Annotated in this window: 24 protein-coding genes; 2 read left to right on the top strand and 22 right to left on the bottom strand. The window is 48.3% G+C overall.

Annotation, left to right across the window (positions count from 1 at the left end):
* Positions 1-53 precede the first annotated feature (53 nt).
* From HMPREF9469_RS22125 to HMPREF9469_RS22145, 5 genes are all read right to left on the bottom strand, one after another.
* Complete coding sequence (locus HMPREF9469_RS22125) at positions 54-1,055, bottom strand: LacI family DNA-binding transcriptional regulator (RefSeq protein WP_007867066.1); 1,002 nt, start codon at positions 1,053-1,055, stop codon at positions 54-56.
* A gap of 223 nt (positions 1,056-1,278) precedes the next feature.
* Positions 1,279-1,998 carry a sulfite exporter TauE/SafE family protein gene (locus HMPREF9469_RS22130; protein ID WP_227884557.1) on the bottom strand — a complete coding sequence of 240 codons (720 nt, stop codon included), beginning with the start codon at positions 1,996-1,998 and terminating at the stop codon, positions 1,279-1,281.
* 318 nt (positions 1,999-2,316) lie between these two features.
* A complete protein-coding gene (locus tag HMPREF9469_RS22135; RefSeq protein ID WP_007867072.1) occupies positions 2,317-3,648 on the bottom strand; it encodes a GntP family permease in 1,332 nt (443 codons plus the stop codon).
* 1 nt (position 3,649) lies between these two features.
* On the bottom strand, positions 3,650-4,159 hold the full coding sequence (locus tag HMPREF9469_RS22140) for a LeuD/DmdB family oxidoreductase small subunit (protein ID WP_007867077.1): 510 nt from the start codon (positions 4,157-4,159) through the stop codon (positions 3,650-3,652).
* Between the two features lie 11 nt (positions 4,160-4,170).
* Entirely contained in the window at positions 4,171-5,499 is a 1,329-nt protein-coding gene (locus tag HMPREF9469_RS22145; protein ID WP_227162266.1) for a 3-isopropylmalate dehydratase large subunit, read from the bottom strand.
* A 160-nt stretch (positions 5,500-5,659) separates the two neighbouring features.
* Between HMPREF9469_RS22145 and HMPREF9469_RS22150 the strand changes: the two genes are divergently transcribed.
* Entirely contained in the window at positions 5,660-6,313 is a 654-nt protein-coding gene (locus HMPREF9469_RS22150) for a GntR family transcriptional regulator (RefSeq protein WP_007867082.1), read from the top strand.
* A 115-nt stretch (positions 6,314-6,428) separates the two neighbouring features.
* Here HMPREF9469_RS22150 and HMPREF9469_RS22155 read toward each other — a convergent pair whose 3' ends face one another.
* From HMPREF9469_RS22155 to HMPREF9469_RS22190, 8 genes are all read right to left on the bottom strand, one after another.
* Complete coding sequence (locus tag HMPREF9469_RS22155) at positions 6,429-7,226, bottom strand: energy-coupling factor ABC transporter ATP-binding protein (protein ID WP_007867085.1); 798 nt, start codon at positions 7,224-7,226, stop codon at positions 6,429-6,431.
* Positions 7,219-8,067, bottom strand: a complete 849-nt coding sequence (locus tag HMPREF9469_RS22160; protein WP_007867088.1) for an energy-coupling factor ABC transporter ATP-binding protein — start codon at positions 8,065-8,067, stop codon at positions 7,219-7,221. Before HMPREF9469_RS22160 ends, HMPREF9469_RS22155 begins: the two co-directional genes overlap by 8 nt.
* Positions 8,055-8,831: an energy-coupling factor transporter transmembrane component T family protein gene (locus tag HMPREF9469_RS22165; protein ID WP_007867090.1), complete on the bottom strand. Its 777-nt coding sequence runs from the start codon at positions 8,829-8,831 to the stop codon at positions 8,055-8,057. The genes HMPREF9469_RS22160 and HMPREF9469_RS22165 overlap by 13 nt, the downstream gene beginning before the upstream one ends.
* A 77-nt stretch (positions 8,832-8,908) precedes the next feature.
* Positions 8,909-9,514 carry an ECF transporter S component gene (locus HMPREF9469_RS22170; protein ID WP_007867092.1) on the bottom strand — a complete coding sequence of 202 codons (606 nt, stop codon included), beginning with the start codon at positions 9,512-9,514 and terminating at the stop codon, positions 8,909-8,911.
* Between the two features lie 68 nt (positions 9,515-9,582).
* Positions 9,583-10,335 carry a nucleoside phosphorylase gene (locus HMPREF9469_RS22175; RefSeq protein WP_007867094.1) on the bottom strand — a complete coding sequence of 251 codons (753 nt, stop codon included), beginning with the start codon at positions 10,333-10,335 and terminating at the stop codon, positions 9,583-9,585.
* 12 nt (positions 10,336-10,347) lie between these two features.
* On the bottom strand, positions 10,348-11,358 hold the full coding sequence (locus tag HMPREF9469_RS30780; RefSeq protein WP_007867096.1) for a hypothetical protein: 1,011 nt from the start codon (positions 11,356-11,358) through the stop codon (positions 10,348-10,350).
* Entirely contained in the window at positions 11,345-11,707 is a 363-nt protein-coding gene (locus HMPREF9469_RS22185; RefSeq protein WP_330363690.1) for a PadR family transcriptional regulator, read from the bottom strand. Before HMPREF9469_RS22185 ends, HMPREF9469_RS30780 begins: the two co-directional genes overlap by 14 nt.
* An 84-nt stretch (positions 11,708-11,791) precedes the next feature.
* Entirely contained in the window at positions 11,792-12,181 is a 390-nt protein-coding gene (locus tag HMPREF9469_RS22190; protein WP_157140331.1) for a hypothetical protein, read from the bottom strand.
* A 220-nt stretch (positions 12,182-12,401) separates the two neighbouring features.
* Here HMPREF9469_RS22190 and HMPREF9469_RS22195 point away from each other — a divergent pair, with 220 nt between their 5' ends.
* Entirely contained in the window at positions 12,402-13,745 is a 1,344-nt protein-coding gene (locus HMPREF9469_RS22195; RefSeq protein ID WP_007867103.1) for an MATE family efflux transporter, read from the top strand.
* 246 nt (positions 13,746-13,991) lie between these two features.
* Here the strand turns inward: HMPREF9469_RS22195 and HMPREF9469_RS22200 are convergent, their stop codons facing one another.
* From HMPREF9469_RS22200 to HMPREF9469_RS22235, 9 genes are all read right to left on the bottom strand, one after another.
* Positions 13,992-14,336 carry a hypothetical protein gene (locus HMPREF9469_RS22200; protein WP_007867106.1) on the bottom strand — a complete coding sequence of 115 codons (345 nt, stop codon included), beginning with the start codon at positions 14,334-14,336 and terminating at the stop codon, positions 13,992-13,994.
* A gap of 167 nt (positions 14,337-14,503) precedes the next feature.
* Positions 14,504-14,848 carry a divalent cation tolerance protein CutA gene (gene cutA / locus HMPREF9469_RS22205; protein ID WP_040417145.1) on the bottom strand — a complete coding sequence of 115 codons (345 nt, stop codon included), beginning with the start codon at positions 14,846-14,848 and terminating at the stop codon, positions 14,504-14,506.
* A 2-nt stretch (positions 14,849-14,850) separates the two neighbouring features.
* The gene (locus HMPREF9469_RS22210; protein WP_007867110.1) at positions 14,851-15,075 is read right to left on the bottom strand and encodes a putative signal transducing protein; all 225 of its coding nucleotides are present in this window, start codon (positions 15,073-15,075) and stop codon (positions 14,851-14,853) included.
* Positions 15,076-15,158: 83 nt separating this feature from the next.
* On the bottom strand, positions 15,159-16,679 hold the full coding sequence (locus HMPREF9469_RS22215) for a DUF4340 domain-containing protein (protein WP_007867112.1): 1,521 nt from the start codon (positions 16,677-16,679) through the stop codon (positions 15,159-15,161).
* Positions 16,676-18,940 (bottom strand): ABC transporter permease, encoded by a 2,265-nt coding sequence (locus tag HMPREF9469_RS31485; protein WP_007867116.1) that lies wholly within the window; start codon positions 18,938-18,940, stop codon positions 16,676-16,678. Before HMPREF9469_RS31485 ends, HMPREF9469_RS22215 begins: the two co-directional genes overlap by 4 nt.
* Entirely contained in the window at positions 18,924-19,895 is a 972-nt protein-coding gene (locus HMPREF9469_RS22220; protein ID WP_007867118.1) for an ABC transporter ATP-binding protein, read from the bottom strand. Before HMPREF9469_RS22220 ends, HMPREF9469_RS31485 begins: the two co-directional genes overlap by 17 nt.
* A gap of 113 nt (positions 19,896-20,008) precedes the next feature.
* Positions 20,009-21,418: a Sapep family Mn(2+)-dependent dipeptidase gene (locus HMPREF9469_RS22225; RefSeq protein ID WP_007867120.1), complete on the bottom strand. Its 1,410-nt coding sequence runs from the start codon at positions 21,416-21,418 to the stop codon at positions 20,009-20,011.
* Between the two features lie 22 nt (positions 21,419-21,440).
* Entirely contained in the window at positions 21,441-22,517 is a 1,077-nt protein-coding gene (locus HMPREF9469_RS22230) for a M24 family metallopeptidase (protein WP_007867122.1), read from the bottom strand.
* A gap of 11 nt (positions 22,518-22,528) precedes the next feature.
* Complete coding sequence (locus HMPREF9469_RS22235; protein ID WP_007867124.1) at positions 22,529-23,923, bottom strand: Sapep family Mn(2+)-dependent dipeptidase; 1,395 nt, start codon at positions 23,921-23,923, stop codon at positions 22,529-22,531.
* Positions 23,924-24,110 lie beyond the last annotated feature (187 nt).

The following is a 24,110-nucleotide window of genomic DNA, read 5'->3' on the forward strand; positions in this document are numbered from 1 at the left end:
TTATAAAATCGTGAACGCGCGTTTATTTTTTGCAAAAGTGACAAGGCTTTTTGTCAAGCCGTCACTCCTTTTCTAAATCTGGCAGGGCAGATCAAACGGTCCCCCTTTTCCATTCCGATCACTGCCCTCACCGCTGTTTTTGCAATATCACGCACCGATATTTCCACTGTTGTCAAATGATACCCTAAGTCCTCATAGTTAGAATTGTAGTCGCAGCCAACTATCTTAATATCTTCCGGAACCTTCCGCCCCAGATCATTGGCCGCACGCATGGCAACAATGGCCATCAGATCATTGGCTGCATAAATGGCAGTTGCAGGCGTGTGTAATATCCTTTCCGCCGCTTTGTATGCTGTCTCACTGTTAAAGTTGCCCGCCTCGATCCGGCATTCATCCTCCAGGCCGGCTTCCAGCATAGCCCTTTTATAGCCTATCACACGATCCCGGCTGGACAACCTGTCATCTCCGGAAAGATGCACGATCTGCCTGTGCCCCTGTCTGATCAGATAGCTTGTGGCCAAATAGCCTGCATCCTGGTTCTGGCTGTAGATACCCCGTATGTTTTCCGCCTGTATCATATCCACATTCGGGTCGATCACCACCATATTAAATCCCTGTAATGCCAATTCATTGATCGACTTCATCTCAAACTCAAAGCCGACAAAAACTCCGCCGCAGATCATCCTGCTCAAATACATATTCTCTATCTTAGCGAAATCTGACTTCTGCGTAACCACAACAACCGAGATCATATATTCATATTGTTTACCCTGAGAGATCAATTCAGCGATCAATCTCATAAAATATGGGGACTCTGTTCCCTTCCACCTTTTTCTGCTTGAATCACAATCCGAGATGAATAAGGCAATTTCCCTGCTTGCTTTTCCGGCAAGCACCTGGGCAAAGGAATTCGGTTCATATCCATATTTCTCGATCACATCCAAAACTTTCTTTCTGGTTTCATCAGGTACATTGGAATAATTATTGACCACCCGGGAAACTGTACTTCTTGAAACATTTGCCAGTCTTGCAATCTCTGCACTTGTAATTTTCATGTCATCACCTTGTAAACGCGTGTTTATCCTCTGTATTTATAGACTACCATAAGCTTCTCTGATTGTAAATAGTTTTTTATATATTTTGTATATTTTTATCGCTTTTAGCCCCTATTATTGTCACCATTTTAACAATTCCCATCTTTTTACAGAATTCCATAGTCCAAAATTGCATTAATTTATTCATTTTAATTATTATTTTTTAGTCATTTTGTCTGTGCGTTTATATACTTTTCATTACCAATGCCGCGCCTGAAATAATCAGCATGACAACAACTAATTTTCTGACTGCTTTCTCCGGCAGGATCCTTCCACTAAAAATGCCAAGTGAAAGTCCCAGAAGCATAAACGGAATCAGCATAATGGATGTTTTTACCAGTTCAAGCGAAACCATTCCCCATAACCCATACAAAAGAATCCTCAATGTATTCTCAATCAAAAAAACAATACAGATATTAGCTTTAAAAGAATGGGTGTCATCTGTAACTCTGTTTACATAAGCTCCCAGAAGATCCCCTATCCCGTACAGGCCGCAAAGCAGTCCTGACAGAATCCCAATCAATCCAAGCAGGATCTTGGACTGCTTAACGGGTTTTGTATGATATTCCCGGTACAGCATTTCCATGCCTATGAGAATGATGATAAACCCAAAGAAAATTTTTATCATGCGCACATCCGCATTTTTAAGAAATAAAATGCCGGGTACACTGCCCATGACAACTAAGATCGATAACGGAATACATATGCTCCATTTTATGGATCTGCGTTCTCTCCAAGCCAGAATCATATTGGTTGGATATCCCAACAGTAACTCCACCGGCGAAATCACGCTATTGTTGTTAGAAAAGCTCAATATACTTGTAAATACCAGCGTATTTGCAAACCCGCATAATCCTTTTATAAAAAATGCCGCAACCGCCGCAACTGCCCACCAGGCCATCATTCCACTCTCCTTTTGTTTTTAAAATGAACCAGCTTGTGATGACTCATTTTATTCATAATCATGATATCACTACAGATAGATAAACACAATATGGTGAAAGGGTATGGGGCCTGTACATCTGCGCATCTTACGGTATCTTGTGTCCGCTGGGAATAGTGAGGATAGGTCTGCAGATTATTATTGGGGGATAATATATGAATAGGCCGAATAGCAGCGGTAAAAAAGACCAGGAGCCTTTATTCATCTTCCTGGTCTGTGGTATCTTCAATTTTTATGTATTTGAAACTATTTATTTTAAACGATTCCCTTTGATCCTATTTACAGCCATATACTGCAAATAAATGTTGCAACCAAGCCGCCAATAGCCATGGAAATGTTGCTGAGAGATAAAGTTTTTAATCCTGTTTTCATATCATAACCCATACAGTTGGTATATACCCAAAAATAGCTATCGTTCACATGACAGCAAGCTCGTGCGCCTGCGCCTGACGCCAAGAAAATCAAAATAGGATTTAATCCCAGACTTGCTGCAATCGGAGCACAAAGAGTTGCAGCAGTTGTCACTGCAACGGTACCTGAGCCCTGTACTACTTTTAAAACACCGGATATCACAAATGGAATCAGAATAAAGGGGAGTCCTGTATTAATGACCATATTCGCCAGACTATCACCAGCTCCAGAAACCTTCAATACTTGGCCCAGTGCACCTCCTGCTGCCGTAATGAACACGATTGGCCCTGCATCCTTTAGTGTCTTATCCATTACTTCAAGTACCTTTTTGCTCCCTAAACGTTTACCAAGTGTTACAATAGCTAAAACCGCGCCAATAGCCAATGCAATATTTGAATCTCCAACAAAAGAAGTAATCAGCAGAACCGGCGTTCCCTCCGGACAAATCATATCGCAAGTAGTTTTTGAAAGAATCAATACAATCGGCACCAGTAATGGCAAAAGGCTGGCCAATGTTCCGGGCAAATTTGAGTCATCATCAATATTTGCTGTTTCCTCCTCTTTTATATCAGAACGGAATGAGTAAAAATCGTCAGGCTTATTCCTAAAATAAATCTCTGCAAAAATCCATCCAAAAAGCGTCATAAAAACCGCTGCAAAACTTCCGTATAATATGGCCTGTCCAATATCAATTCCCAGCAACCCAGCCGCCGCCAATGGGCCTGGAGTCGGCGGAACAAAAACATGGGTTGCCAGCAGTCCTGCTGAAAGGCTCACTGCCAAAATAGCTAAAGGAATCTTTGTTTTCTTTTGAATCGCCTTTACCAAAGGAGTTAAAATTACAAATGCCGCATCTGAAAAAACCGGAATTGATACAATATATCCTGTAATAGCCATGGCAAGCCCTGCCCGCTTTTGTCCAACCAGTTTTACGGTGTCCATAGCCATTCGATTTGTAGCTTTCGCCGCATCAAGATAATTGCCCAGCATAATCCCAAAAATGATAACAATACCAATACTCTTAACCGTTCCTGAAAATCCTCCTGTGATTGCTCCTACTGTATCAGAACCACTCATTCCCGCAAGTACTCCCATAACAAGTGCTGTTGACAATAATGCGATGAATGCATTCGCTTTTACCTTCAGGCATAAAAACAGTAAAATTGCCATTCCAATGATAAAGACAAACTCAATCGACATACTATTCTCCCCCTTTTTTCATTCTTTCTCTCATCATAGGCTTAATTCCACCTGCCTCCAAGATCTTAAAAGCCTGTTCTCCCATTTTCTCGCACAGACAGCATTCTCCTGTTTCCATAACAGTAACTGTGCCATTCTCCAAGTCCAACTTCAGAGTCTGTCCATACTTCACTTTCTTACCGATTCCTCTACATACCACCAAGGGCAGCCCTAAATTAATTGAATTGCGAAAGAAAATACGTGCAAAGGAATCAGCAACAACTGCAGATACTCCCATATGTAACAGCGCAATCGGTGCATGTTCCCTGCTGGATCCACACCCAAAATTAGTCCCTGCTACAACAATCCCTCCTTTCGGAAAAGAAACCGCAATATTTTCATCTACCCCACTTAAGCAATGACTCCCAATCTCTTCCGGATCAGTAAGCGCCAAAAAGCGTCCCGGATATATTTGGTCAGTGTCAATATTATTTCCAACAACGATAGTTTCTCCAATGATTATTGTTTCCATCTGCTCACCCCCTATAAATACTGCCGCGGATCTGTGATGCGTCCATTCAGTATGCTTGCTGCCACAGTCGCCGGACTAGCCAAATAAATCTCCGCCTTATTCGATCCCATTCTCCCTGGGAAATTTCGATTTGTACTGCTTATGCAGCGCTCCCCCTGTGCAATAATCCCTTCATGCGCTCCCAAACAAGCTCCGCATCCGGGAGTGGCAATCGTTGCTCCCGCTTTCATTAGATCCTGAATATATCCCTTTTCCATGCAGGACAACATAACCTCTGCTGAAGCCGGAACTACTACCAGCCTGCAGTATGGAGGAATGTGTTTTCCTCTTAGGATTCCTGCCGTCTCGGCTATGTCTTCCTCACGGCCTCCCGTGCAGCTGCCTACATATCCCTGATTTAATATAACATCCTGCTCTAAAATCACCTTACTCAGAGGTGCTACATTATCTACACTGTGGGGACAGGCTAATTGTGGCTCCAATTCAGAAACATCCCAGCAATAGGATTCCTGGTATTGAAAATCCGGATCTGTATACTGAACTTCATAGGAACGGGCTGCACGTTTTGAAACATAATCCAATACATCCTGATTTGGCTGCATATATGCTGTCTTTGCTCCCATCTCAACAGCCATATTACAGATAACCATTCTGCCTGCCACATTTAGTTGCTCTACATAACTTCCCGTAAAATCAATTGCTTTATATACAGCTCCGTCAGCCTTGATTTTTCCCAGAACATGCAGTATCACATCTTTGGGATATACTCCCTTTTTTGTCTCACCCTCCAAACGGACTTCAATGATTTCCGGTATTCGGAACCAGAGCTCCCCAGTCATCAAAATCGTAGCCATATCTGTGGCGCCACATCCAGTTCCCATGGCTCCAAATGCTCCATGTGTTGTGGTATGGCTGTCCGTTGCCACCACAATCATCCCCGGATAAATGACTCCTGCCTCCGGCATCACCTGATGACATACTCCGCAATTTGTATCAAAGTGATATTTTAAGTTATTTTTCTTTGCAAAACCACGCATTTCCTCATGATTCGATGCGCTCTTAATATCCGGTGCCGGAGCATAATGATCAAAAACAAAAGCCGCACGCGTATTATCCCACACCGTTTCTCCACCCATTTCATAAAAAGAATATACCGTTTGTAAATACAGGTCATTTATTTCCGCAAAGTCAACTTTTGCAGTTACAATTTCACCTGTACTTACCTTTTTCCTTCCGCTGTTTTTCGCAAGAATCTTCTCGATTGCATGCATAAACCTACCATCTCCCCTCTTGTTTGTATATCGTATTTTGAATATCGTATACGATATTACATTTTTCACGTTTAGATTATCACATTTCTACTTTATGTGCAATATATTTTTGTAATTATCTTATATTTTTATTTATATTTCACAATATTATAATGGCAATCTTATGAGATTTGACAGGAATTTCGTAAATATGTTATGATAAGCACATGAGAAATCCGAGGTGATAAACGTGGAATCATTAGAACTTATGCCTGCCCGCGTGCGCATTACATCAATTTTAAAAAAAGCACTTTTAGCAGGTGAATATAAAAATGGGCAGGAATTAAGCCTCACAGAAATCGCAGAACGGCTTGGTGTAAGCCGAACTCCAGTCCGCGAAGCCTTTCAGACTCTGGCTGCTGAAGGATTAATTGAATTACGAATGAATAAAGGCGCTATTGTAAAACCTATTAATCAAAAATTCATTATCGACCATTACGAAATGAGAATTCTTTTGGAATCTGAGGCTGTAGCCAGAGCTGCAAGAAATGGGTTAGATGTATCTGAACTACTCACTGAACTGTATCACATGATGGATAATATGGATATGATTGATCGTTCTTACTATACGGAACTCAATCAGAGAATTCATATGACTATTTGGAAAGCGGCAGATAATCAAAAACTTTTGAATTTTCTTATGAGTTTGTGGAATGGCCCCAGCATTAGCACAATGAATTCTGAACTGGAGCATTACCACCAATCCACACAAGAGCACATTGAGATTCTTCAGGCTATTCGTGCCGGAGATATAACTGAAGGGAAACGTATTATGGAATGGCATATTCATAGAAGTATGGACAATATTCTAAAAAGTTTTCAGGCTGCCCACCCGGATTGTTAAATTAAAATAAGAGGGCCGCCCAGTCAATAAAATATGCTCCCTCTTAAGTAGACACGCTCAATCATTTCGACCGTCTACTTAAGAGGGAGCATATTAAAGGCAGCAGCCCCCCTGTTCATCCTCTCCTCTTTGCCTCCACATAATCCTTAACCGTAATATACACCCGACCATTTTCCATGGTGCTGAGCTGAGCCACATGGGGCAGCTCCAGATAGGCATCCCGTATCTTTTCCCTCTGCGCAAACACTTCCTGGGCCGGACCGTCAAGATAAACCTCTCCCCTGCGCAGGACCACCACCCGTTCAAAATAATTGGCGACAAAATCCATATCATGGATAATGGTGATCACCAGCTTTCCTTCCTCCCCCAAACGGTTGATGATCTCTCCGATGCGCCGCTTTCCCCAGCTGTCCTGTGCAATGGTTGGCTCATCCAGAATTATTATTTCATTTTCCATGGCGATCACAGATGCAATGGATATCAGCTTCCGCTCCGACAGCCCAAAATCATAAGGGCTTTCCTCCATTTTATCCTTCAGCCCCACGATCTCCAGTGCCCTTACTGCATTCTCCCTTGCTTTTTCCTTATCCTTAAAAATGTTTAGGGGGCCGAACATTACCTCATCTATGATCTTATTTTTAAATATCTGGTCATCCGGGTTCTGAAATACCATACCTACCTGCTTGGACAACTCCGCCACCGTTGTGGTGCTGATATCCGTTCCATTGATCAGGATCTTTCCGCTCACAGGCTTTAAAAGGCCCTTCAGCAATTTTACAAATGTGGTCTTTCCCGCTCCATTCTGCCCCACAACAGCTGTCTTTCTACCATCAATTTCCAAATTCAGTTTTTTGAGGATCGGCGTATCCTCTGTATAAGAAAAACACAGATCCTGAACCGTAATATTATTCATATCCCCTCTGCCCCCTGACCAGCTGGCAGGTATCCTCCAATGTAACAGGATACAGGCCATCTGTTTTTTTCACGCAAAGCTCACGGCATATCTGGGTAAACACCGGATAATCCATCTGATACTTCTCCAATTCCGGATTGGAAAACACCTTTGCAGGAACATCATAATCCACCACAATTCCATCATGCATGAGAATGATCTTATCACAATATCTTGCCAGTTTTTCGATCTTATGCTCAACAATCAGGATCGTCATCCCCTCTTTGCTGAGGGTCTGTATGGCCCGGAACACCTCCTCCGATCCCTGGGGATCCAGCTGTGAGGTGGGCTCGTCAAAGACAATGACCTCCGGACGCATGGCAATGATACTGGCGATTGCCATCCTTTGCATCTGCCCGCCGGAAAGCTGGAACGGATTCCGGTTCCTGTAGTTTGCAATATCCAAAAGCTCCATTGCATATTCCACCCTTTTAAGAATCTCCTCCCGGGGCAGACCAATGTTCTCAGGACCAAATGCAATCTCCTCAAACACAGTCAGCTTGGAGCCTGTGACCTGTGTAAAGGGGCTTTGAAATACAATGCCGATTTTGGACACCAGATCGCTGGACTCAGCCTTTGTAACCTCCATACCGTCAATAAACACATGTCCGCCGTATCTTCCTTTATAGAAGTTTGGCACCAGCCCTACAAGCGCCTGGCAGAGCGTGGATTTTCCAGCTCCGTTGGTGCCTACGATCCCTACGATCTCACCGGCTTCAACCTGGAATGAAATATCATTCAATACCAGTTTATCTGTCATGGGATACATATATTTCAAATGCTCCACACTTATCTTAGCCATAGGAATCCCCTCCATACCAATGCAGCTATGACCAGAACACAGCAGCAGCTTCTGATAAACCTGTCATGGCTTCCATCCTCCATCTGATTGATAAAAGTCTTCGGTGTTCTGGAATTGAATCCTCTCACTTCAAGGGCAACCGCCCTTTCTCTGGTCTGCAGCAGTGAATTCATTACCACCGGTCCTATTAAGGGAATAAATGCCTTCACCCTGGTCAACAGGCTTCCCTCCATCTCAAGGCCCCGTGACCGCTGGGCGTCTGTGATGGTGCCTGTTGATGTGATCATTTCAGGAATAATCTGCAGGACTGAGCTGAACACATAGCCGATTTTGGGGCTCATCCCTTTCTTCACCAGGGATTCCACCAAATCTGACGGCCTTGTTGTCAATACAAGGATTGAAAAAGCACAAATAATATTGATCAGGTTCAGACAGATGGAAAGCGCATGGAGAAACCCTTCCAGATAATAACGGATCCCCATAACATCCAGCAGCACGGTTTCATTGTCCGGATTAAATAAGCCCTGGACCAACAGGATGGACGCCATCAGGATCAGGCTCACACCAATAAGGGGCAGCATACGCCGGAAAACCCTGCCTTTGCTCAGCAGTGTCAGATTGATCAGGATGACGCCCACCGTTACATACAAATTCGATATGAACAGCGGGATGAGTACCGCCGCCATGATATAATAAAGTTTATTGATCGGATGAGTCCGGTGAAGCGCCGATTCCTTCTCCACATATAAGCTTGCCATCTTCATCTCACAGTCCTCCTTGCAGATGCAGGCAGTCCCTTACAGAGCCTGCCCGCCTGATGATCCGGATACCACTCCGGTTATTATAAACTTTCGGTCTCCTCTTCCATGGTATAAAGGCTGGTAAGGCGTTTGGGAAGATTTTTGTATATGGCGAAAGAAATCATCGCTACTAAGATCTTGTCCGGTATATCGACCACTGCCTCATCCACTAATGATGACAATATGACAGGCACCTTATTTGCCATCAGATATGTAAATACGGCATCCCCCCATACATTCCCCGTTTGCCCGCTCCAGAATATAATATTAAGGGGCGTGGAAATGACCACTGCCACCAGACCGATCAAAAGGCCTGTGATCAGAGCTCCCTTATAACTTTTGAACAATCCCTTATACGCGGTAATTCCCGCGGTCAGGCCAATACCCAGGCCGGTCAGTGCATAGACCAATGAAACAGGGCTTGCCGTCAGACCGTATATGATATTTTTCAGCGCTCCGCAGATCCCGCCAATAACCGGTCCGCAGAGAGCACCTGCAATAATGGTTCCGATATTATCCATAAATAACGGAAGCTTCAGCGCCTCAGCGAAAAACTTACCGATATAGTTGATGCCCACTGCTGCGGGTATCAATACCAATGATGCCGTACTGAAGTTTAATGACCATATACCCCTTTTCTTACCCATTTGAATACCTCCTTCTCCTTATCCCGTTCCGGCTCTTTCTAGCTCTTTCTAGCTCTTCCTAGCTCTTCCTAGTTCTTTCTTGCCTCCAATTCGGAAATTGTTTCCAATGCCGCCAGGATCTCATTTTCTTCCCCGCAAGCTGCCTGTCTGGCGTCATTTACATAATCCTGGATCCCTTCCTTTACATCCCCCTTCCATTCCACCACAATATTTAAGATGGATCCGGCTCTGAGCCCCCGCAGGCCTGCCACCACAAAGAGTGTAGAAGTCTCCAGATCCTCTCCCAGGATCCCCCTGCTATGCCAGTAGTCCGTCCGTTCCTCTGCTGTATCCGCATAATAGCTGTCATGGCTTCGGGTGATCCCGCTATGGTACCTAAATCCCATTTTCCCGCATACCTGCTGCAGGATACCCGTTGTCTCCAGATCCGGTACTGCCGGATATCCCTTATCCACATAAGTGGACGTGGTTCCGTCATCCCTTACAGAACCTGTGCTGATGATCAGGTCTCCCACGGACATGCCGCTTTGAAGCGCTCCGCAGCTTCCGATCCGCAGGATCGTCCGGACTCCTATGGCCCTCATCTCTTCAATCGCTATGGCTGCCGATGGTCCCCCAATCCCAGTGGAAAGCGCAATGACAGGGACACCTTTATATTTGCCTCGTATTGAATAATACTCCCTGTTAAATGCAAGTTCCCGCACATCATCCAGATATCCGGCAATCCTTTTCACGCGTTTTGGATCCCCGGGTATGATCGCATACTCCGCGGACTCTTTCCGCGAGATCAAAATATGCGGCTGTTTCTCCATGTCCCCCATAGTCTACCCCTCCTAGCTGTTGTTTTGTCCGTTTTCTATCTGATATCGGATACCGTGGTACAGGGAAAGGGCAGATTCCGTGATCAATGCCACCACAGTGAGATATACCAGCACATTTACCGCTATCTCACAGGCCTGAGCCTCCCCCGTTACTCCCGCCGGCCATAACACCCTCAATGCCAATCCCCCTACCAGTGACTGGTTAAATATGTCCGGCTTTGTCAAAAAGAACATGTAGCAGATCACAGAGATACTGTTGATCAAAACATTGATGACCGACAGTTTCATTGTCCAGCATCCAGACGCCAGTTTTACCAGGTCCCTTATGATCCCAACAAACAGCAGTGAAACAATGATCGGAGCAACCGTCTGCATCCCTTTTGGCGAAAAGATCGGTATAGAGATGGGATTGGTGATCCAGATTACCTCCGATATCTGTACGGTTGGATTTCCCATTACGATCACACTGATCATGGCAATGCTGACAACCACGGACCATACCACCCCAGAGATGGATATGGTCTGGCTCCGTTTTGGGATCTTTGGCAAGGCGGCCGGATCCCACGCTGTTTTGGATGCTCTGCGATAGTGGTCGCGTTCCATGAGGGCAAATACCAATGTGACCAGTACAAAGCTCAGACATACAGCCCGCAGGAGCAATGCCGCAAATTGGAACAATATATCTTCCAGCAGAGCGTCCGGATGAAGGAAAAAACCAACTATTTCTATGAGACTGATCCCAAACACGGATGCCGCCAGAAAAATACGCATTGCCAGCGTATAGGCATCGTAAAGCTGAGGTCCGATCAAATATTTCTGCTCCTCCCTGTATTGTCCCGCCAGGTAAGCCGGATCGCCTAATTCCTTTAGAAGCGCCATGATCTGTTCCTGTCCGGCCTCTCCATGACAGCGCTCCTGTATCATATCCTCAATCAAAGTCCGCAGTTCCTGTTCAATATCCGCGCGCTGTGACACCGGCAAGCGGCGGGATACTGCATATATGTACCGCTCAATCAGCTCCATCCTGATCCTCACCCCCATTTATCAAGCGCTCTACACTCTTTGACATCCTGAACCACTCTTCACATAGAATGCCATACACAACCTTCCCATCCTCACTGATCTTATAATACCTGCGCGGCCTGCTTTCTCCCACCTCCCATACGCTTTCCAGCAACCCCTGCTTTTCCAGCCGGCGAAGCAGTGGGTAAATTGTACCGATATCGATCTGAACACCGCTGGCATTCAGGCACTGTATCAGGGAATACCCATACTGCGGTACAAAAAGCTGACTCAGTACACTGAGGATCAATGTGCCGCGCCGGAGCTCCAAGGTCAGATTTGATACAATCTCATCTCTCTTATCCATCATTTCACCACCGTTTCTCATATTATATAATGCGTCACACAGTATTGTCAATACGCATATATTATTATGTACATTTTTACGTATTTATCAATTATTTTTTATGCACTTTTGCCTAATAATTATCTTATTTCTGTCTTCCTCCTCTCCTTTTCCATGCTGTTCCAACAACTCCCGGAAAACCTCCCATGGGCAGATTGGTCTACATCCAAGCAGCCTGCCACGAAAAGCAAAAATAAAAAGCAGGTGTTTCCTGCTTGATATTTTCTGCTTTTTATTGCTGTAACCCCTGTGTATTCCCCTTAAGGACCGGCCGCCATGATTTTCTGCACCATGCACCACGGTTTCCTGTTGATCAGCAGATGTGGTTGCTGTGCCTATTGGATTTATAATATATGAATATTTTACCATAATTGGCAAAAAAATAGAAGTGGGTAAGACGGTTCCTTGTCTCTCTATTCTAACTTTTATAAATACCATTTCTTGACAATAAACGCATATACGATATAATAAATTTAGTTATCTATCTATTTGCAAGGCGCACGCCATATTTGGCACGGCAAAAATAACCAGGCGCCTTAAGCAATCCGCTGGAGCTTCATCTTGGAAGGAGATTGACAGAAGGAGATTGACACTTTTGCCAAGACAAATAGTTATGGCTCGCTGCCGGAAAAGGCGGGAGTCTCAATCGGAGGGAAAGATGAAACGCGCAGAAATCGATATGCTGGGGGGATCCCTAACAAAAAATATTTTCCGTTTTACAATTCCGGTCATTCTGACCGGAGTTTTGCAGCTGCTGTTTAATGCCTGTGATATGGCTGTGGTGGGACAGTTTGCAGGAAGCAGCGCTTTGGCGGCCGTTGGGGCCACCACTTATTTGACAAACCTTCTGGTCAATACCTTTCTTGGATTATCAATCGGAGTAAATGTCATAGCCGCACAGTATGTTGGCGCCAAGAATCAGGAACAATTAAAGAAGACCGTGAATACTGCAATTACAGTAAGCCTGCTAAGCGGGATACTCCTTGCCGTTATCGGTATTTGTGTCAGCCGCATCTGTCTGATATACATGAACACTCCCGATAATATCATTGACCAGTCTCTGCTGTATATCCGGATCTACTGCCTCGGTTCACCAGCAATCATGGTTTACAATTTTGGGGCAGCCATTCTCCGGGCCCAGGGCAACACGAAACAGCCCTTATTTTACCTTGCTTGTACGGGCGTCATCAATGTCATATTAAACCTGATCCTGGTGATCGGATTTCACCTTGACGTTGCCGGGGTTGCCATCGCCACCCTTGTTTCCCAGGTTGTTTCAGCTATCTTAGTCATCCGTTACCTTGTGCGCCAGAAAGGCGCTTTCCATTTGGATATTAGGAAACTGCGCATAGACAAAACCATATTGGGACGCATTCTTCGTGTGGGTATCCCCGCAGGACTGAATAACACTGTTTTTTCCATTTCCAATATGCAGATCCAAAGCTCCATCAATCTCTTTGGCTCCGCGGCAATTGCAGGGTGTTCCGCTGCCACCAGCATTGAGGGCTTTGTATACGCTGCCACCAACTCCATGCATCAGGCAGGCATTAACTTTACGGGCCAGAATGTGGGGGCAGGACGGCGGGACCGGGTGCCTAAGATATTAAGATTGTGCCTGTTATATGCAGGTCTTTTTGGCCTGGTCTTAGGTTTTGCGGTTTATGGGCTTGGCAGGCCTCTGCTATCCCTGTATACACATGAAACAGCAGATATTGAGTATGGCATGATCCGAATGGCAGTCCTTATGCTCCCCTATTTCCTGTGCGGTATCATGGAAGCAGTTGCAGGAGTGCTCCGTGGCCTGGGATACTCTGTGATGCCCACAGTGGTTACCCTTGTGGGAGCCTGTGGTTTCCGCATCATATGGATCCAAACCATATTCAAAACCTGGACATCCCTTGAGGTATTGTTCTTAAGCTTTCCCATTTCCTGGGTTTTGACAACAATTGCACATTTTATATTTTATTTAGTGGTTACGAAGAAGGACCGCAATATGCTTTGAGCCTGCGATCAGGGCCGCTGTTCTCAAAAATAGGAAAAACCAGAATAAGCCTATGAGTATGTGCGTATAACACGTTCCCATAGGCTTATTAAGTGGTTTGCCGGCAATTTATCCGCTACTGATACTGGCGGGGTCATGAATGCCCTTATCCAGCAGCCCCCTATTTTATTACAGCTGTCCATACCCGGGCGGACGCATCGGGCAAGTTGTGTACGGCCTCGTTAGATCAGCGAGCTTCAAATTCCGCTACGGGAAACACAAAGGAGGCGGATCATATCCACCTTGATTTTCATACACGGCCTTGTAATAATCCCGGCCGTGGTCCACGTCATATTTGCTGTGATACAGCAAAACCGTCAGTCTGTCAGGCATTCCATTCATTTTATTATGCTGGGTAACGATCCGCCCCGCGGTTCCATCCGTATTCCATGGCTTATATACGATGACATGGAGTTCCGTCTCCTTAAAGTCTGCACCTTCCTGTGAAAATATTTTATATATTTTATATTCCGGAATACGGGTATAGTGTGCGCTTAAGGCAAATACCAGCATCAGAATCATAAGGCCAATGTACGTTTTATATTTTTTCATACCACCCCTCCCTATTACTAGAACGGTCAACTCCCCAAGAATCCCCACTACATTTTGTGTTTAAAACAGATTCCCATCATAAAAAACACTATTTTTGTCCGTAATACAACAAAAAGGATGGCTGAACATTTCTCAGTCATCCTTTCATTTTATCTCTTTTGAAACTGTCAGGAAATCCCATCCATTCCGGTCATATACAGCGGTATCACATTGATGACCGGCTCCTCGTAGGGGTGGATTTTCTTAACAGCAGCCAGGGTTTCCTTGACCCGTTCCCTCATGCAGGTCACCTCCACCTTAAGTTCCTGTTCCCGGCTGACCTCATCACAGCTGCCCAGATATGGACTGCTGCCCTTAAGCGGTCTCCAGCATCCTGTCACATAACTGTAGGACAGGCAGCTGTCATAATTTCCGATGTGTCCGGCGTCCACCTGCTGCAGCGCGGTCTGCAGCACATTCAAATGGGATTCAGGTATAAAAATTTCCATCTTGCAGCAGCTAAACGGTTCCATGATCAAAGCCCCATTCCTCCCAATACTTCCAGCGCCTGCTCCGCGTCCTCCTCCGCAACGTAGATCTCCTCCCCGCCCAGGGAATTGGTGCCATATACATTCATGATCCCACTGGAACCAACATCCTTTTTATAGGCCGGTATCTGGTTGCCGCCAAGGGTATCCAGGATCATCTCAGCCTGTATGCTGCTCTCTGCCGAGTATATTTTTACCACTTTACGCTCCATTGTATTACCTCCTCTGTCTCTGCCATCTGTGTACAAGATATATCTATATCATACCACTTAACAGGGACAAAAGATATGGGTTCTCACTCCAATGGTAGTTTATTCACTTCATTCATCAGGCTGTTGACCCTCTGCCTGTTTACAAGCAGGAATGCCTGGCCGTTTACCCTGGCACCATAATAATTCTGGTCATAGGGAATGAGGTCCACGGTCATATCCTGTGCAGTCCCCGGAACGCACTGGTATTCCATGGTGAGAATGGGCTGGCTGATCAGCTGTGAAGCCATGTCCGAAACCCTCTTTTCCGCCGCAAAACCATAGAGCGGATAATAAAATTTATTAAATTCCGCTTCCGTTATCTCATGTCCGTTCAGGGTATAGACCTTTTTCTGTCCGTTTTCCTGTCCGCCGTTCTGTTCCTCCGGCTGTTCTTCCCGGCCTTCATCTCCGGCCGGGCTGATCCTGAACTCCGCCCTGCCGTTTTCCCATGTGAGTGTAAGTCCGGCAAGGGTCTCCGCCTTAACAGGCGCCACGCTCAGGGACAGGAAGTTTTCAGATGAAAGGTGCAGGAAGGGCTCCAGTCCATCTTTTTTCACAGCATAGATCCCCTGCCCGCCTTCCGGATATACATAGGTGTAAAGGCCGTCTTTGCTGTCTCTTCCCATGTGCAGCACAAATTCCCCCATGGTATCCCCGCTCCCATCCTGCCCGGCCCCGCCTTGCCCGGATATATCCTGACCGGAATCCCCGGAACCATCCTGCCCGGCATCATCCCGGTAAACAACCCGGATCAAGCTGCCTGATTCCCCTTCGTTCCCTGCCAGTCCGTATTCCTTTTTCTGCGCCTGTGTGGGGTGGTACACTGTCATCTCCTCATATCTGAGTTTCACCAGCTTGCCCAGGCACTCTGATACCAGCCCGCTGTCAGCCGCCCTGGCCGGCCCGTCATTTTCCGAAACGCTCCAGCCTCCCTCTCCCTGGCTCTCTCCCTGGGAAGGCCTGGAAAAGGCAAACGTACTCCCCTCTTTTTTCACAGTGACCACAACCATATTATCCAGGCTGATCCCCGGCAGGGTCTCCCGCGTTGCCATGGTATTCAGACTGCTGGAAAACAGGTTAGCGAAGGTGGCATCCACCGTGTATATTTTCTCCGATCCATCCACCGCCATGTAACAGTCTCCTGTTGCACTGTTGGTGCTTCCCAGATAGATGGTCCGGGTTCCCGCTGTTCCGGTCACCAGGATCTCGTTGGATGGCTGGTCCAGTCCATATTCGCCGTAATGAGCGCTGCCCTCCGCCACAAAGCGCCCTGCGGTGAGCCGCGCCGTCTTGTCCAGCATGGTATCCACAAAATTCTGGTTCAGGGGAAATGTCTCATCCTCCGTGTAAACCCATCCCCCCTCCCGTCTTACAAGGGAGATCCTGCCGTTCCCGCTGTTAAATGCAAGACCTGTCACATCCTGCGGATCCATGGAATACACCACCAGATGTTCCTCTTTCCCGGTCTTTATGTTGGTGTCCGGTGGTATCATGAGGTAGACTGCAAGAAGCAGAATGGCTGTCACTGACGCCAGCAGTAGATTTCGTTTCTGTTCTCGTCTCATTGACGTCTCCTCCTTCTTATACACAGGATACTGCCTCCGGTCATCACGGCAGCCGGAACCGCCAGCACAAAGAGCACGCTCCAGCGCATGGCCTGGGCCGAAGTAAGCCTGAGGGACGCGGATGAGGCGGGCTTTGGACGGATGGTTATGCTGTTTTCCTGCTCCGTCATCCATCCGATGGAATTTAATACAAGGTTTGTATTATTTCCTCCCACCATTTCATCCATCTCCTCCATCAGCATACCGGAGCTGGAAAACCATACGATCCTGGTCTCCCCCTCGTCTGTCCGCTCCACGGCGGTTACCCCTGTTGCAAAGGGTCCCACCGGGTCACCGCGCATATATCCCAAGGATGAGCTGTCTGTCTTTATATAGGAGTTGGAGGAGGTAGTAAGGATCCCGTCCACCTCCACCGTGCTGCGCACATCCTCCGTTTTCACAATGCCATGGGCATTGGGCATGAGCAGCAGACTGCCCTCCGAAATAAATGGCTCCGTGATCTGGCTGTTTCTAATCTCCGGAAGCAGGAAATTGGGATAAGAGGGAATGCTGTAATTGCTGTCCCCCTCCACGATCATGCCCTGGACCGCGGATACACCGTAGCCGGCCAGCACCTGGTCCAGGTTGGGCGTCCGGGCAGCGGTAATGCCTGTGATCAGGAGCATGCGCCCCCCCTGTTCCAGATAGGAAACCAGCACATCCCGTTCCCTGTCCGTCAGGTCGGACACAGGCACGTTTAGGAACAGGCAGCCCCCATCCTCCGGCACCCGGTCCGCCGAGGTCAGATTCAGGGGTTCAGCCTCCACGCCTTCCTTTCCCATGGCGGAGACAAAGGATTCCGTCAGTTCATTTTCCCCATGTCCATTGATCAGATATACTTTTGAAAGGGTGTCTGAGGTCACGTAATGGATTGCGCTGGTGATTTGCCCCTCACCGTCAAAATCCGTGGTAGTCCTGCCCGTATCGTAATCGTAGTTTACCGGATACAGATCCGTATTGCGCAGTACCCTGGACCGCTTCTCTCCCACCACAATGATGCTGTTGTCACTGACCTTATCCGATGTGTACTCTGATACAAACCCTGGTGACAGGATGGGGTCCACGTATTCCACTGTGATCCTTCCGCTTAAATCCCTGTATTTTTCCAAAAGCTGCGTAAGCTTCCGGTCTTCCTTTCCTTTGGAAGCAATCAGGTATAAGCTGACCGGAGCCTCGTTGGCCGAAACCACCTCCCTGGTCTGGGGTGATATGCTGTACAGCCCGGAAGCAGACGTATCATACCTGGTATACCTGGAAGGGAGCTTATGCGCGATCAGATTGGACAGGACCACGATCACTACCATAAGGACGCACATTGTAACTGCATACAGCCCGATCTTAAAATGCTTGCCCTTAAAGGAATCCCATCTGCGCTTCTCCACCGACTGCACGGCAAAGAACAAAAACAACACCACAATTCCCAGATAATACACAAGATGGGTGACATCAAATATCCCGTCCACAAAATCATAATAGCGCTGGAACAGGGAAAAGAAACCTAAAAAACGTGGAAATGCGCCCTCAAACACGGTACTGTCCATCAGGTAGACGGCCCCCAGCCCCACTTCACATATGCCGGCTGCCGCAGCACCCAGAGGCAGGCTCTTTGTCATTACGGCAAGCAGTATTCCCCCCAGAAGAACCACAACCGCAAAACCTGCCACGGAATTGACTGCTGAGATGCCCATAAGACCGCTCATGCCATTGATCAGGTAGCTGCACAGCATGATGGCAAAGGTCCCCACCGCTGCTATGATCTGGCTCTCAGTGATGCTGGATATGAATATGCCGATCGCGATGCAGGCAGCTCCCATAAAGAAAAATGCCAGGAAGCAGGAATAGGATTCCTTTAAAGGCACTGCGCCGTAAAGGGAAAGCACCAGCGGGCAGGCTGTCAGCACGGTCAGAGGCACTGCAAATACGGTAAGAATGGCAAAAAATTTGCCCAGCACGATCCTGCTCACCTTGACAGGGGCAGTAAACAGCAGCTGGTCCGTTTTCTGCCGCTGCTCCTCCCCCAGAGCCCTCATGGTAATGACAGGTATCACGATCAGCAGCACAACCGTGGTATTGCCCAACACATACCCAAACTCCGCAACGCCGCCCTGGAGGTTAAAGGCTGTGAAGAATACGCCGGCGATCAGCAGCAGGAAGGCTGTATACAGATACCCCATCATGGAGCGGAAAAATGAGAGTACTTCTTTTTTATAAATCGCCTTCATGTTCCGTTCCTCCTTCTGTCTGCATATCCTGGGCGGTCAGTTCCAGGAACACGTCCTCCAAACTCATAGTAGCGGACTTAAGCTCCATGATGGGGCAGTCGGCTCCTGCCAGCAGCCGGAACACCTGGGCCCTGGGATCGGTCTTTTCATCCGTCTCCAGATGGACGGCGGCAAATCCCGAATCATGGGCAGAGGTGGTGATGGCCTGCAGTCCATGGACCCCTTTCAGCAGTTCCCCCAGCCGTTCATGGTCTCCCTGAACCAGCATATCGTAAACATTGGTGCGCTGCATCAGCTTTCCAAGCCCTTCCGGCGTATTGCTGGCCACCAGCTTTCCCTTTGATATGATCAGTATATGATCACATACCGCGCTGACCTCAGAAAGGATATGGCTGCTGAGGATCACAGTATGCTTTTTTCCAAGTGACTTGATCAGTTCCCTGATCTCTATGATCTGTCTGGGGTCCAGACCCACGGTGGGTTCATCCAGAATAATGACCTGCGGGTCCCCCAGCAGGGCGCAGGCAAATCCCACCCTCTGCCTGTACCCTTTGGACAGGTTCTTGATCAGGCGAAGTCTCATATGGGTGATGCCGGTAAGCCCCATTACCCGTTCCACTTCCCCCATAAGTCCTTTTCTGGGAATGCCCTTCAGTTCCCCCGCAAAGGTCAGGTACTCCTGGGGATTCATATCCGGATACACAGGCGGTATCTCGGGCAGGTATCCCATATGACGCTTGGCCTCCTCCGGCTCGAGAAATATATCGTGTCCGTCAATCAGCACGGTTCCCTCCGTGGCGGACAGATAGCCTGTGATCATATTCATGGTGGTGGATTTTCCCGCCCCGTTGGGTCCCAGGAACCCATATATCTGTCCTTTTTCCACTGTGAAGCTCAGGTGATCCACTGCCCTGAAGCTTCCGTACTGTTTTACCAGGTCTTTTACTTCTATCACTGGTTTATTTCCTCCCTTTGTTCCTGTGTGTACTCTCGGAGTCTACATCATTAATCCGTACCCTCAGTGGACAAGGGCACACACGCCCCTTGCCCACTGAGGGTAACCTGTCTTTAAAGATCTTCCCTGGTCAGCGCATACATGGCATTTCCAAAAAGCTTTGCGTCCAGGACATATTCATCAATGTCAATGCACTCATCCGGCCTGTGGCACAGGTCCGGGGTTCCCGGGAAAATGGAGCCAAAGGGCACAATGCCCGGCACCACCTGGGCGTAGGTACCGCCCTCATGGCTGGGGGTCGAATCCTTTCCGGTCAGCTCCTCATAAACGCCGCGCAGCGTCCGGATCAGGGGATGGTCCATAGGGAATCTGTATGTGTTGTGGGCGTCCACCTCATGGACCACGATTCCTTCATGAGCGACCCTGGCCGTAAAATCCTCTGTCACCTGGTCTTTATAGGTATACGGATAGCGTATGTTAGCCACCCACGTTAACCCCTTTTCATCCACATCCATCTTTGAAAGGCTGAATGTGAGCTTGCCGCACTCATCCTCCCTCTTCATCCCAAGAAGGCTCCCGTCCGTGGTCATCCCGATCTTTTCCGCAAAGAACTTCAGGAATGCTCCCATGGATCCGTTGATCCCCAGATCAGCTAACAGCATAAGAATCGCCACAATGGCATTTTTGCCGTTAAAAGGCGTACAGGAGTGGGCGCACAGTCCCCTGGATGTGATCTCGATCCTGTCTTCCTCCAGCCTGGCAGTCACATCCCTGCCTGTTGTCTGACGGTATTCCTCCACCAGCTTCATCACCCGGTCCGCTTCTGCTGCATCTGAAACCTCCAGCTTTGCAAAGGCCCTGTCAGGAACCATATTGAGGATTTCCCCTCCATGGAGCTCCAAGACCCTGACCTTTGAGGTGGATCTCTCAGAAAAGCCGTAGGACATATAATAATAATTGATCCCTCGTTCCGTAAAGGACATGGGGAACAGGCCGTCCGGCGTAAAGCCGGCGTCAGGAGCACCGCACTGGGACACGTAATATTTCATATCGTCCATACCCTTTTCCTCATTGGTCCCGCCCACAATGCGGATCCGGTAATCCCCAAGAGACAGCCCGCATTCCTTGATGGCATAAAGGGCATAGAGGGATGCGATGAAGGGTCCCTTGTTGTCTACGGTACCGCGGCCGTAGACCCGGTTGTTATGGATCTCGCCTCCAAAGGGCGGATAGGTCCATCCATCCCCTTCAGGCACGATATCCAGGTGGGCAAATACCCCCACCACCTTGGTTCCTGTGCCGTACTCAATATAGCATACCCGATCCCCCACATTGACAACGGTTTCAAACCCCAGCTTCCTTCCCAGGTCCATGGCAAACCCAAGGGCCCGCCGGGACTCCTCGCCGTATGGCGCCCCTTCCTTTGGCCGGCCGTATTTGCTGGGAATACCCACGATCTCACAAAGGGACTGCACCATCTGTTCCTTATTGGACTCTATACACTTATTTAACTCTTCTATCATTGTTCTGATCCGTCCTTCCCTGTCAGATTATCTCCAGATCTTTGCCGTAGGAATTAAGTATCTCACACCCCGTCTCTGTCACCAGCACCAGGTCCTCGATGCGCACTCCCACATCGCCTTCCAGATAAATTCCCGGCTCGATGGAGAAAATATTGCCCGGCACGGCTGTTTCCTGGTTTGCGCCGGACACGTCCCCGAAATCATGGACCTCCAGTCCGATAAAATGCCCCAGCCTGTGAGTGAACCGATCACCATATCCCGCGTCCTCGATCACTTTTCTGGCTGCCGCGTCAATGTCGCAGAGCCTGACACCTGGTTTTATGATGGCCTCCGCCGCCCGGTTCGCCTCCAGCACCAGCTCATACACCCTGCGGTGCTCCTCTTTGGCTATTTCCCCGCAAAAAAAGGTTCTTGTCATATCCGCACAATAGCTGTCCTTTTTGCACCCCACATCCAGAAGCGCACAGTCCCCCTTTTTCAGGGCAACATTTCCGGAACGGTAATGCCCGATGGCTGCATTGGCCCCAAAACACACGGAAGGCGGGAAGGACAGGTCATCAGCCCCCAGTTTCTGGTAAATCTCTTTCATCTGATTGGAGATTTCCCGCTCTGTCACCCCTTCTTTTAACAGCGCCTTAAATTCCGCCATAGCCTTATCATTGATGGCGGAAACGCGGCGCATGGCCTCCATTTCCTCCTCGTCCTTCACTGCCCTGGCCCCATCCACACAGATGGAGGCATTCACATATTCTGCACCGCATCCCATTGACATCAGGGGCAGCAGGAAGCGGGCCGGCATATTTTTGTCCACCCCCAAAGGCCTGGTACTGTCCGTGCAGCCTGCCAGCATCTCAAGATACGGATCCGTGTCGGAGAAACGCACAATCTTAACTCCCGGGTCCGGCGGCAGGTTGAACATATTATTTACAAAGAAACAGCAGTCCCGGTGCCTGCTTAAGTACAGGGCCACCAGGCGCTCTCCCGCATCCACCCAGATACCTGTGAGATAGAAAATGGAGGTGGCGTCCGTTATGACCAGCTGCTCCAGACCCATCTGTTCCAACCTGTCAAGGACTGCATCCACTCGGTTTCTCTTCATATGCTCCTCCTTTAGAACTCAATCTGCATCAGCCTGTACAGTGCAAGGATATAGATCTTCAGGGACATCTTAAGGCGGTCAATGCCGATTCCCTCATCAAAGGTATGTATTTTTCCCACAAAGCCTGGAAGGGGTTCGGCCGGGATCTCAGTGCCGAAGCTGATTGCATTCTTAAAATGGCGGGCATAGGTTCCCCCTCCCATGGTAAAAGGTTTTCCGTCCACTCCCCGGATCTCATTGCCCGCATCCAGGCAGGCCTTGATCTCCGGCTTATCCACACCGATATAAAACGGTACGCTGTCCTCCACATCCGTGACCGTTACACCATACTGGGCGCACAGTTCGGACAGTTTTTTCACCAGTTCACCGCCTGTGGTATTGGTGGGATACCGGGAGTCAAAGTTCTGCTTCAGCACACCGTCCTCCATCCTGATCATTCCCCCGATAATGCTCAGGGGCGGAAAAATGCCGTCATCACACTGGATCCCCAGTCCATGCCCCTGATAGTCTTCACACAACAGGGACACCACTTTCAGGAACCTTTTTTCCTCCTCAGTTACAAGATCGTGCTCCAGCAGATAGTCCGCGATCAGCCCGATGGCATTGATCGTCCCCTCCGCATGGGAAGCATGGCCCCCGATACCGGCGGCATCGATCCTTACGCCCTCATCCGCCGGAGTGACCGTGATCCGCTCTGCCTTAGGACACTGCTCCAGGCCGGCGCGGATGACCGCATATGCCTGGTCGGCCACTGCATTGTGAGCCATACCGCCGCCAAAATCCACGATAGCCCCGTCCTTAAAGGGAAGGCTTGTAAAATTGCCGCACAGGCACCCCTTTTCACCGTTGCACAGGGGGAACTCCGAGTCAGGCGTAAACAGGAATACCGGCTCCTCATAGTGGCGGATGTAATACTCCACATCCTCCATGCCGCTCTCCTCATCACACCCTGCCATCATGCGCAGGCTGTAGGGAAGGGTGGTGCCCAGGTCCTTAAAAAACTTCCCCATATAATAAGTAAGGATCAGCGGGCCTTTGTTATCCACAACTCCGCGCCCCATCAGATAGCCATCCTTTACCACCATATCATAGGGATCCGTGTTCCATCCGTTGCCGGCCGGCACCACATCCAGATGGGCGATGGTGCCGATATACTCCTCCTTCTCCCCCACAAGCTCCGCATACCCCAGATAGTCCCCGCAGTTCACGGTCTTAAATCCCATGCGCTCCCCGATCTCCAGCGCCTTGCCCAGGGCACGCCTCACCTCCACTCCAAAAGGCGCCCCTTCTTTTGCCTCCGACTTTACGCTGGGGATATCCACCACGGCCTTTATATCCCGGATGATATCCTCCATATTTGCCTCAATAAATTCATCTGCCTTTAATAATAATTCCTGTTCCGTCATCTTTTCCTCCTTATGAGCACTTAGCGCCTGTCTTTTAGGCGCTTACGTGCGATAGATGTCATCCCCACTTTGCGAGGTCTTCCACGAGCTTAGTGGGGTGGCTCCTTATGAGCACTTAGCGCCTGTCTTTTAGGCGCTTACGTGCGATAGATGTCATCCCCACTTTGCGAGGTCTTCCACGAGCTTA

The organism is [Clostridium] citroniae WAL-17108 (assembly GCF_000233455.1).
In the GTDB taxonomy this organism is placed as follows: Bacteria; Bacillota; Clostridia; order Lachnospirales; family Lachnospiraceae; genus Enterocloster; species Enterocloster citroniae.

What these genes read in the sequence shown, in the direction of transcription:
- HMPREF9469_RS22125 (WP_007867066.1), bottom strand. Translation starts at nt 1,055, where the DNA reads ATGAAAATTACAAGTGCAGAGATTGCAAGACTGGCAAATGTTTCAAGA.
- HMPREF9469_RS22130 (WP_227884557.1), bottom strand. Translation starts at nt 1,998, where the DNA reads ATGATGGCCTGGTGGGCAGTTGCGGCGGTTGCGGCATTTTTTATAAAA.
- HMPREF9469_RS22135 (WP_007867072.1), bottom strand. Translation starts at nt 3,648, where the DNA reads ATGTCGATTGAGTTTGTCTTTATCATTGGAATGGCAATTTTACTGTTT.
- HMPREF9469_RS22140 (WP_007867077.1), bottom strand. Translation starts at nt 4,159, where the DNA reads ATGGAAACAATAATCATTGGAGAAACTATCGTTGTTGGAAATAATATT.
- HMPREF9469_RS22155 (WP_007867085.1), bottom strand. Translation starts at nt 7,226, where the DNA reads ATGAATAATATTACGGTTCAGGATCTGTGTTTTTCTTATACAGAGGAT.
- HMPREF9469_RS22160 (WP_007867088.1), bottom strand. Translation starts at nt 8,067, where the DNA reads ATGGCTAAGATAAGTGTGGAGCATTTGAAATATATGTATCCCATGACA.
- HMPREF9469_RS22165 (WP_007867090.1), bottom strand. Translation starts at nt 8,831, where the DNA reads ATGAAGATGGCAAGCTTATATGTGGAGAAGGAATCGGCGCTTCACCGG.
- HMPREF9469_RS22170 (WP_007867092.1), bottom strand. Translation starts at nt 9,514, where the DNA reads ATGGGTAAGAAAAGGGGTATATGGTCATTAAACTTCAGTACGGCATCA.
- HMPREF9469_RS22175 (WP_007867094.1), bottom strand. Translation starts at nt 10,335, where the DNA reads ATGGGGGACATGGAGAAACAGCCGCATATTTTGATCTCGCGGAAAGAG.
- HMPREF9469_RS30780 (WP_007867096.1), bottom strand. Translation starts at nt 11,358, where the DNA reads ATGGAGCTGATTGAGCGGTACATATATGCAGTATCCCGCCGCTTGCCG.
- HMPREF9469_RS22185 (WP_330363690.1), bottom strand. Translation starts at nt 11,707, where the DNA reads ATGATGGATAAGAGAGATGAGATTGTATCAAATCTGACCTTGGAGCTC.
- HMPREF9469_RS22190 (WP_157140331.1), bottom strand. Translation starts at nt 12,181, where the DNA reads ATGGTATTTATAAAAGTTAGAATAGAGAGACAAGGAACCGTCTTACCC.
- HMPREF9469_RS22195 (WP_007867103.1), top strand. Translation starts at nt 12,402, where the DNA reads ATGAAACGCGCAGAAATCGATATGCTGGGGGGATCCCTAACAAAAAAT.
- HMPREF9469_RS22200 (WP_007867106.1), bottom strand. Translation starts at nt 14,336, where the DNA reads ATGAAAAAATATAAAACGTACATTGGCCTTATGATTCTGATGCTGGTA.
- cutA (WP_040417145.1), bottom strand. Translation starts at nt 14,848, where the DNA reads ATGGAACCGTTTAGCTGCTGCAAGATGGAAATTTTTATACCTGAATCC.
- HMPREF9469_RS22210 (WP_007867110.1), bottom strand. Translation starts at nt 15,075, where the DNA reads ATGGAGCGTAAAGTGGTAAAAATATACTCGGCAGAGAGCAGCATACAG.
- HMPREF9469_RS22215 (WP_007867112.1), bottom strand. Translation starts at nt 16,679, where the DNA reads ATGAGACGAGAACAGAAACGAAATCTACTGCTGGCGTCAGTGACAGCC.
- HMPREF9469_RS31485 (WP_007867116.1), bottom strand. Translation starts at nt 18,940, where the DNA reads ATGAAGGCGATTTATAAAAAAGAAGTACTCTCATTTTTCCGCTCCATG.
- HMPREF9469_RS22225 (WP_007867120.1), bottom strand. Translation starts at nt 21,418, where the DNA reads ATGATAGAAGAGTTAAATAAGTGTATAGAGTCCAATAAGGAACAGATG.
- HMPREF9469_RS22230 (WP_007867122.1), bottom strand. Translation starts at nt 22,517, where the DNA reads ATGAAGAGAAACCGAGTGGATGCAGTCCTTGACAGGTTGGAACAGATG.
- HMPREF9469_RS22235 (WP_007867124.1), bottom strand. Translation starts at nt 23,923, where the DNA reads ATGACGGAACAGGAATTATTATTAAAGGCAGATGAATTTATTGAGGCA.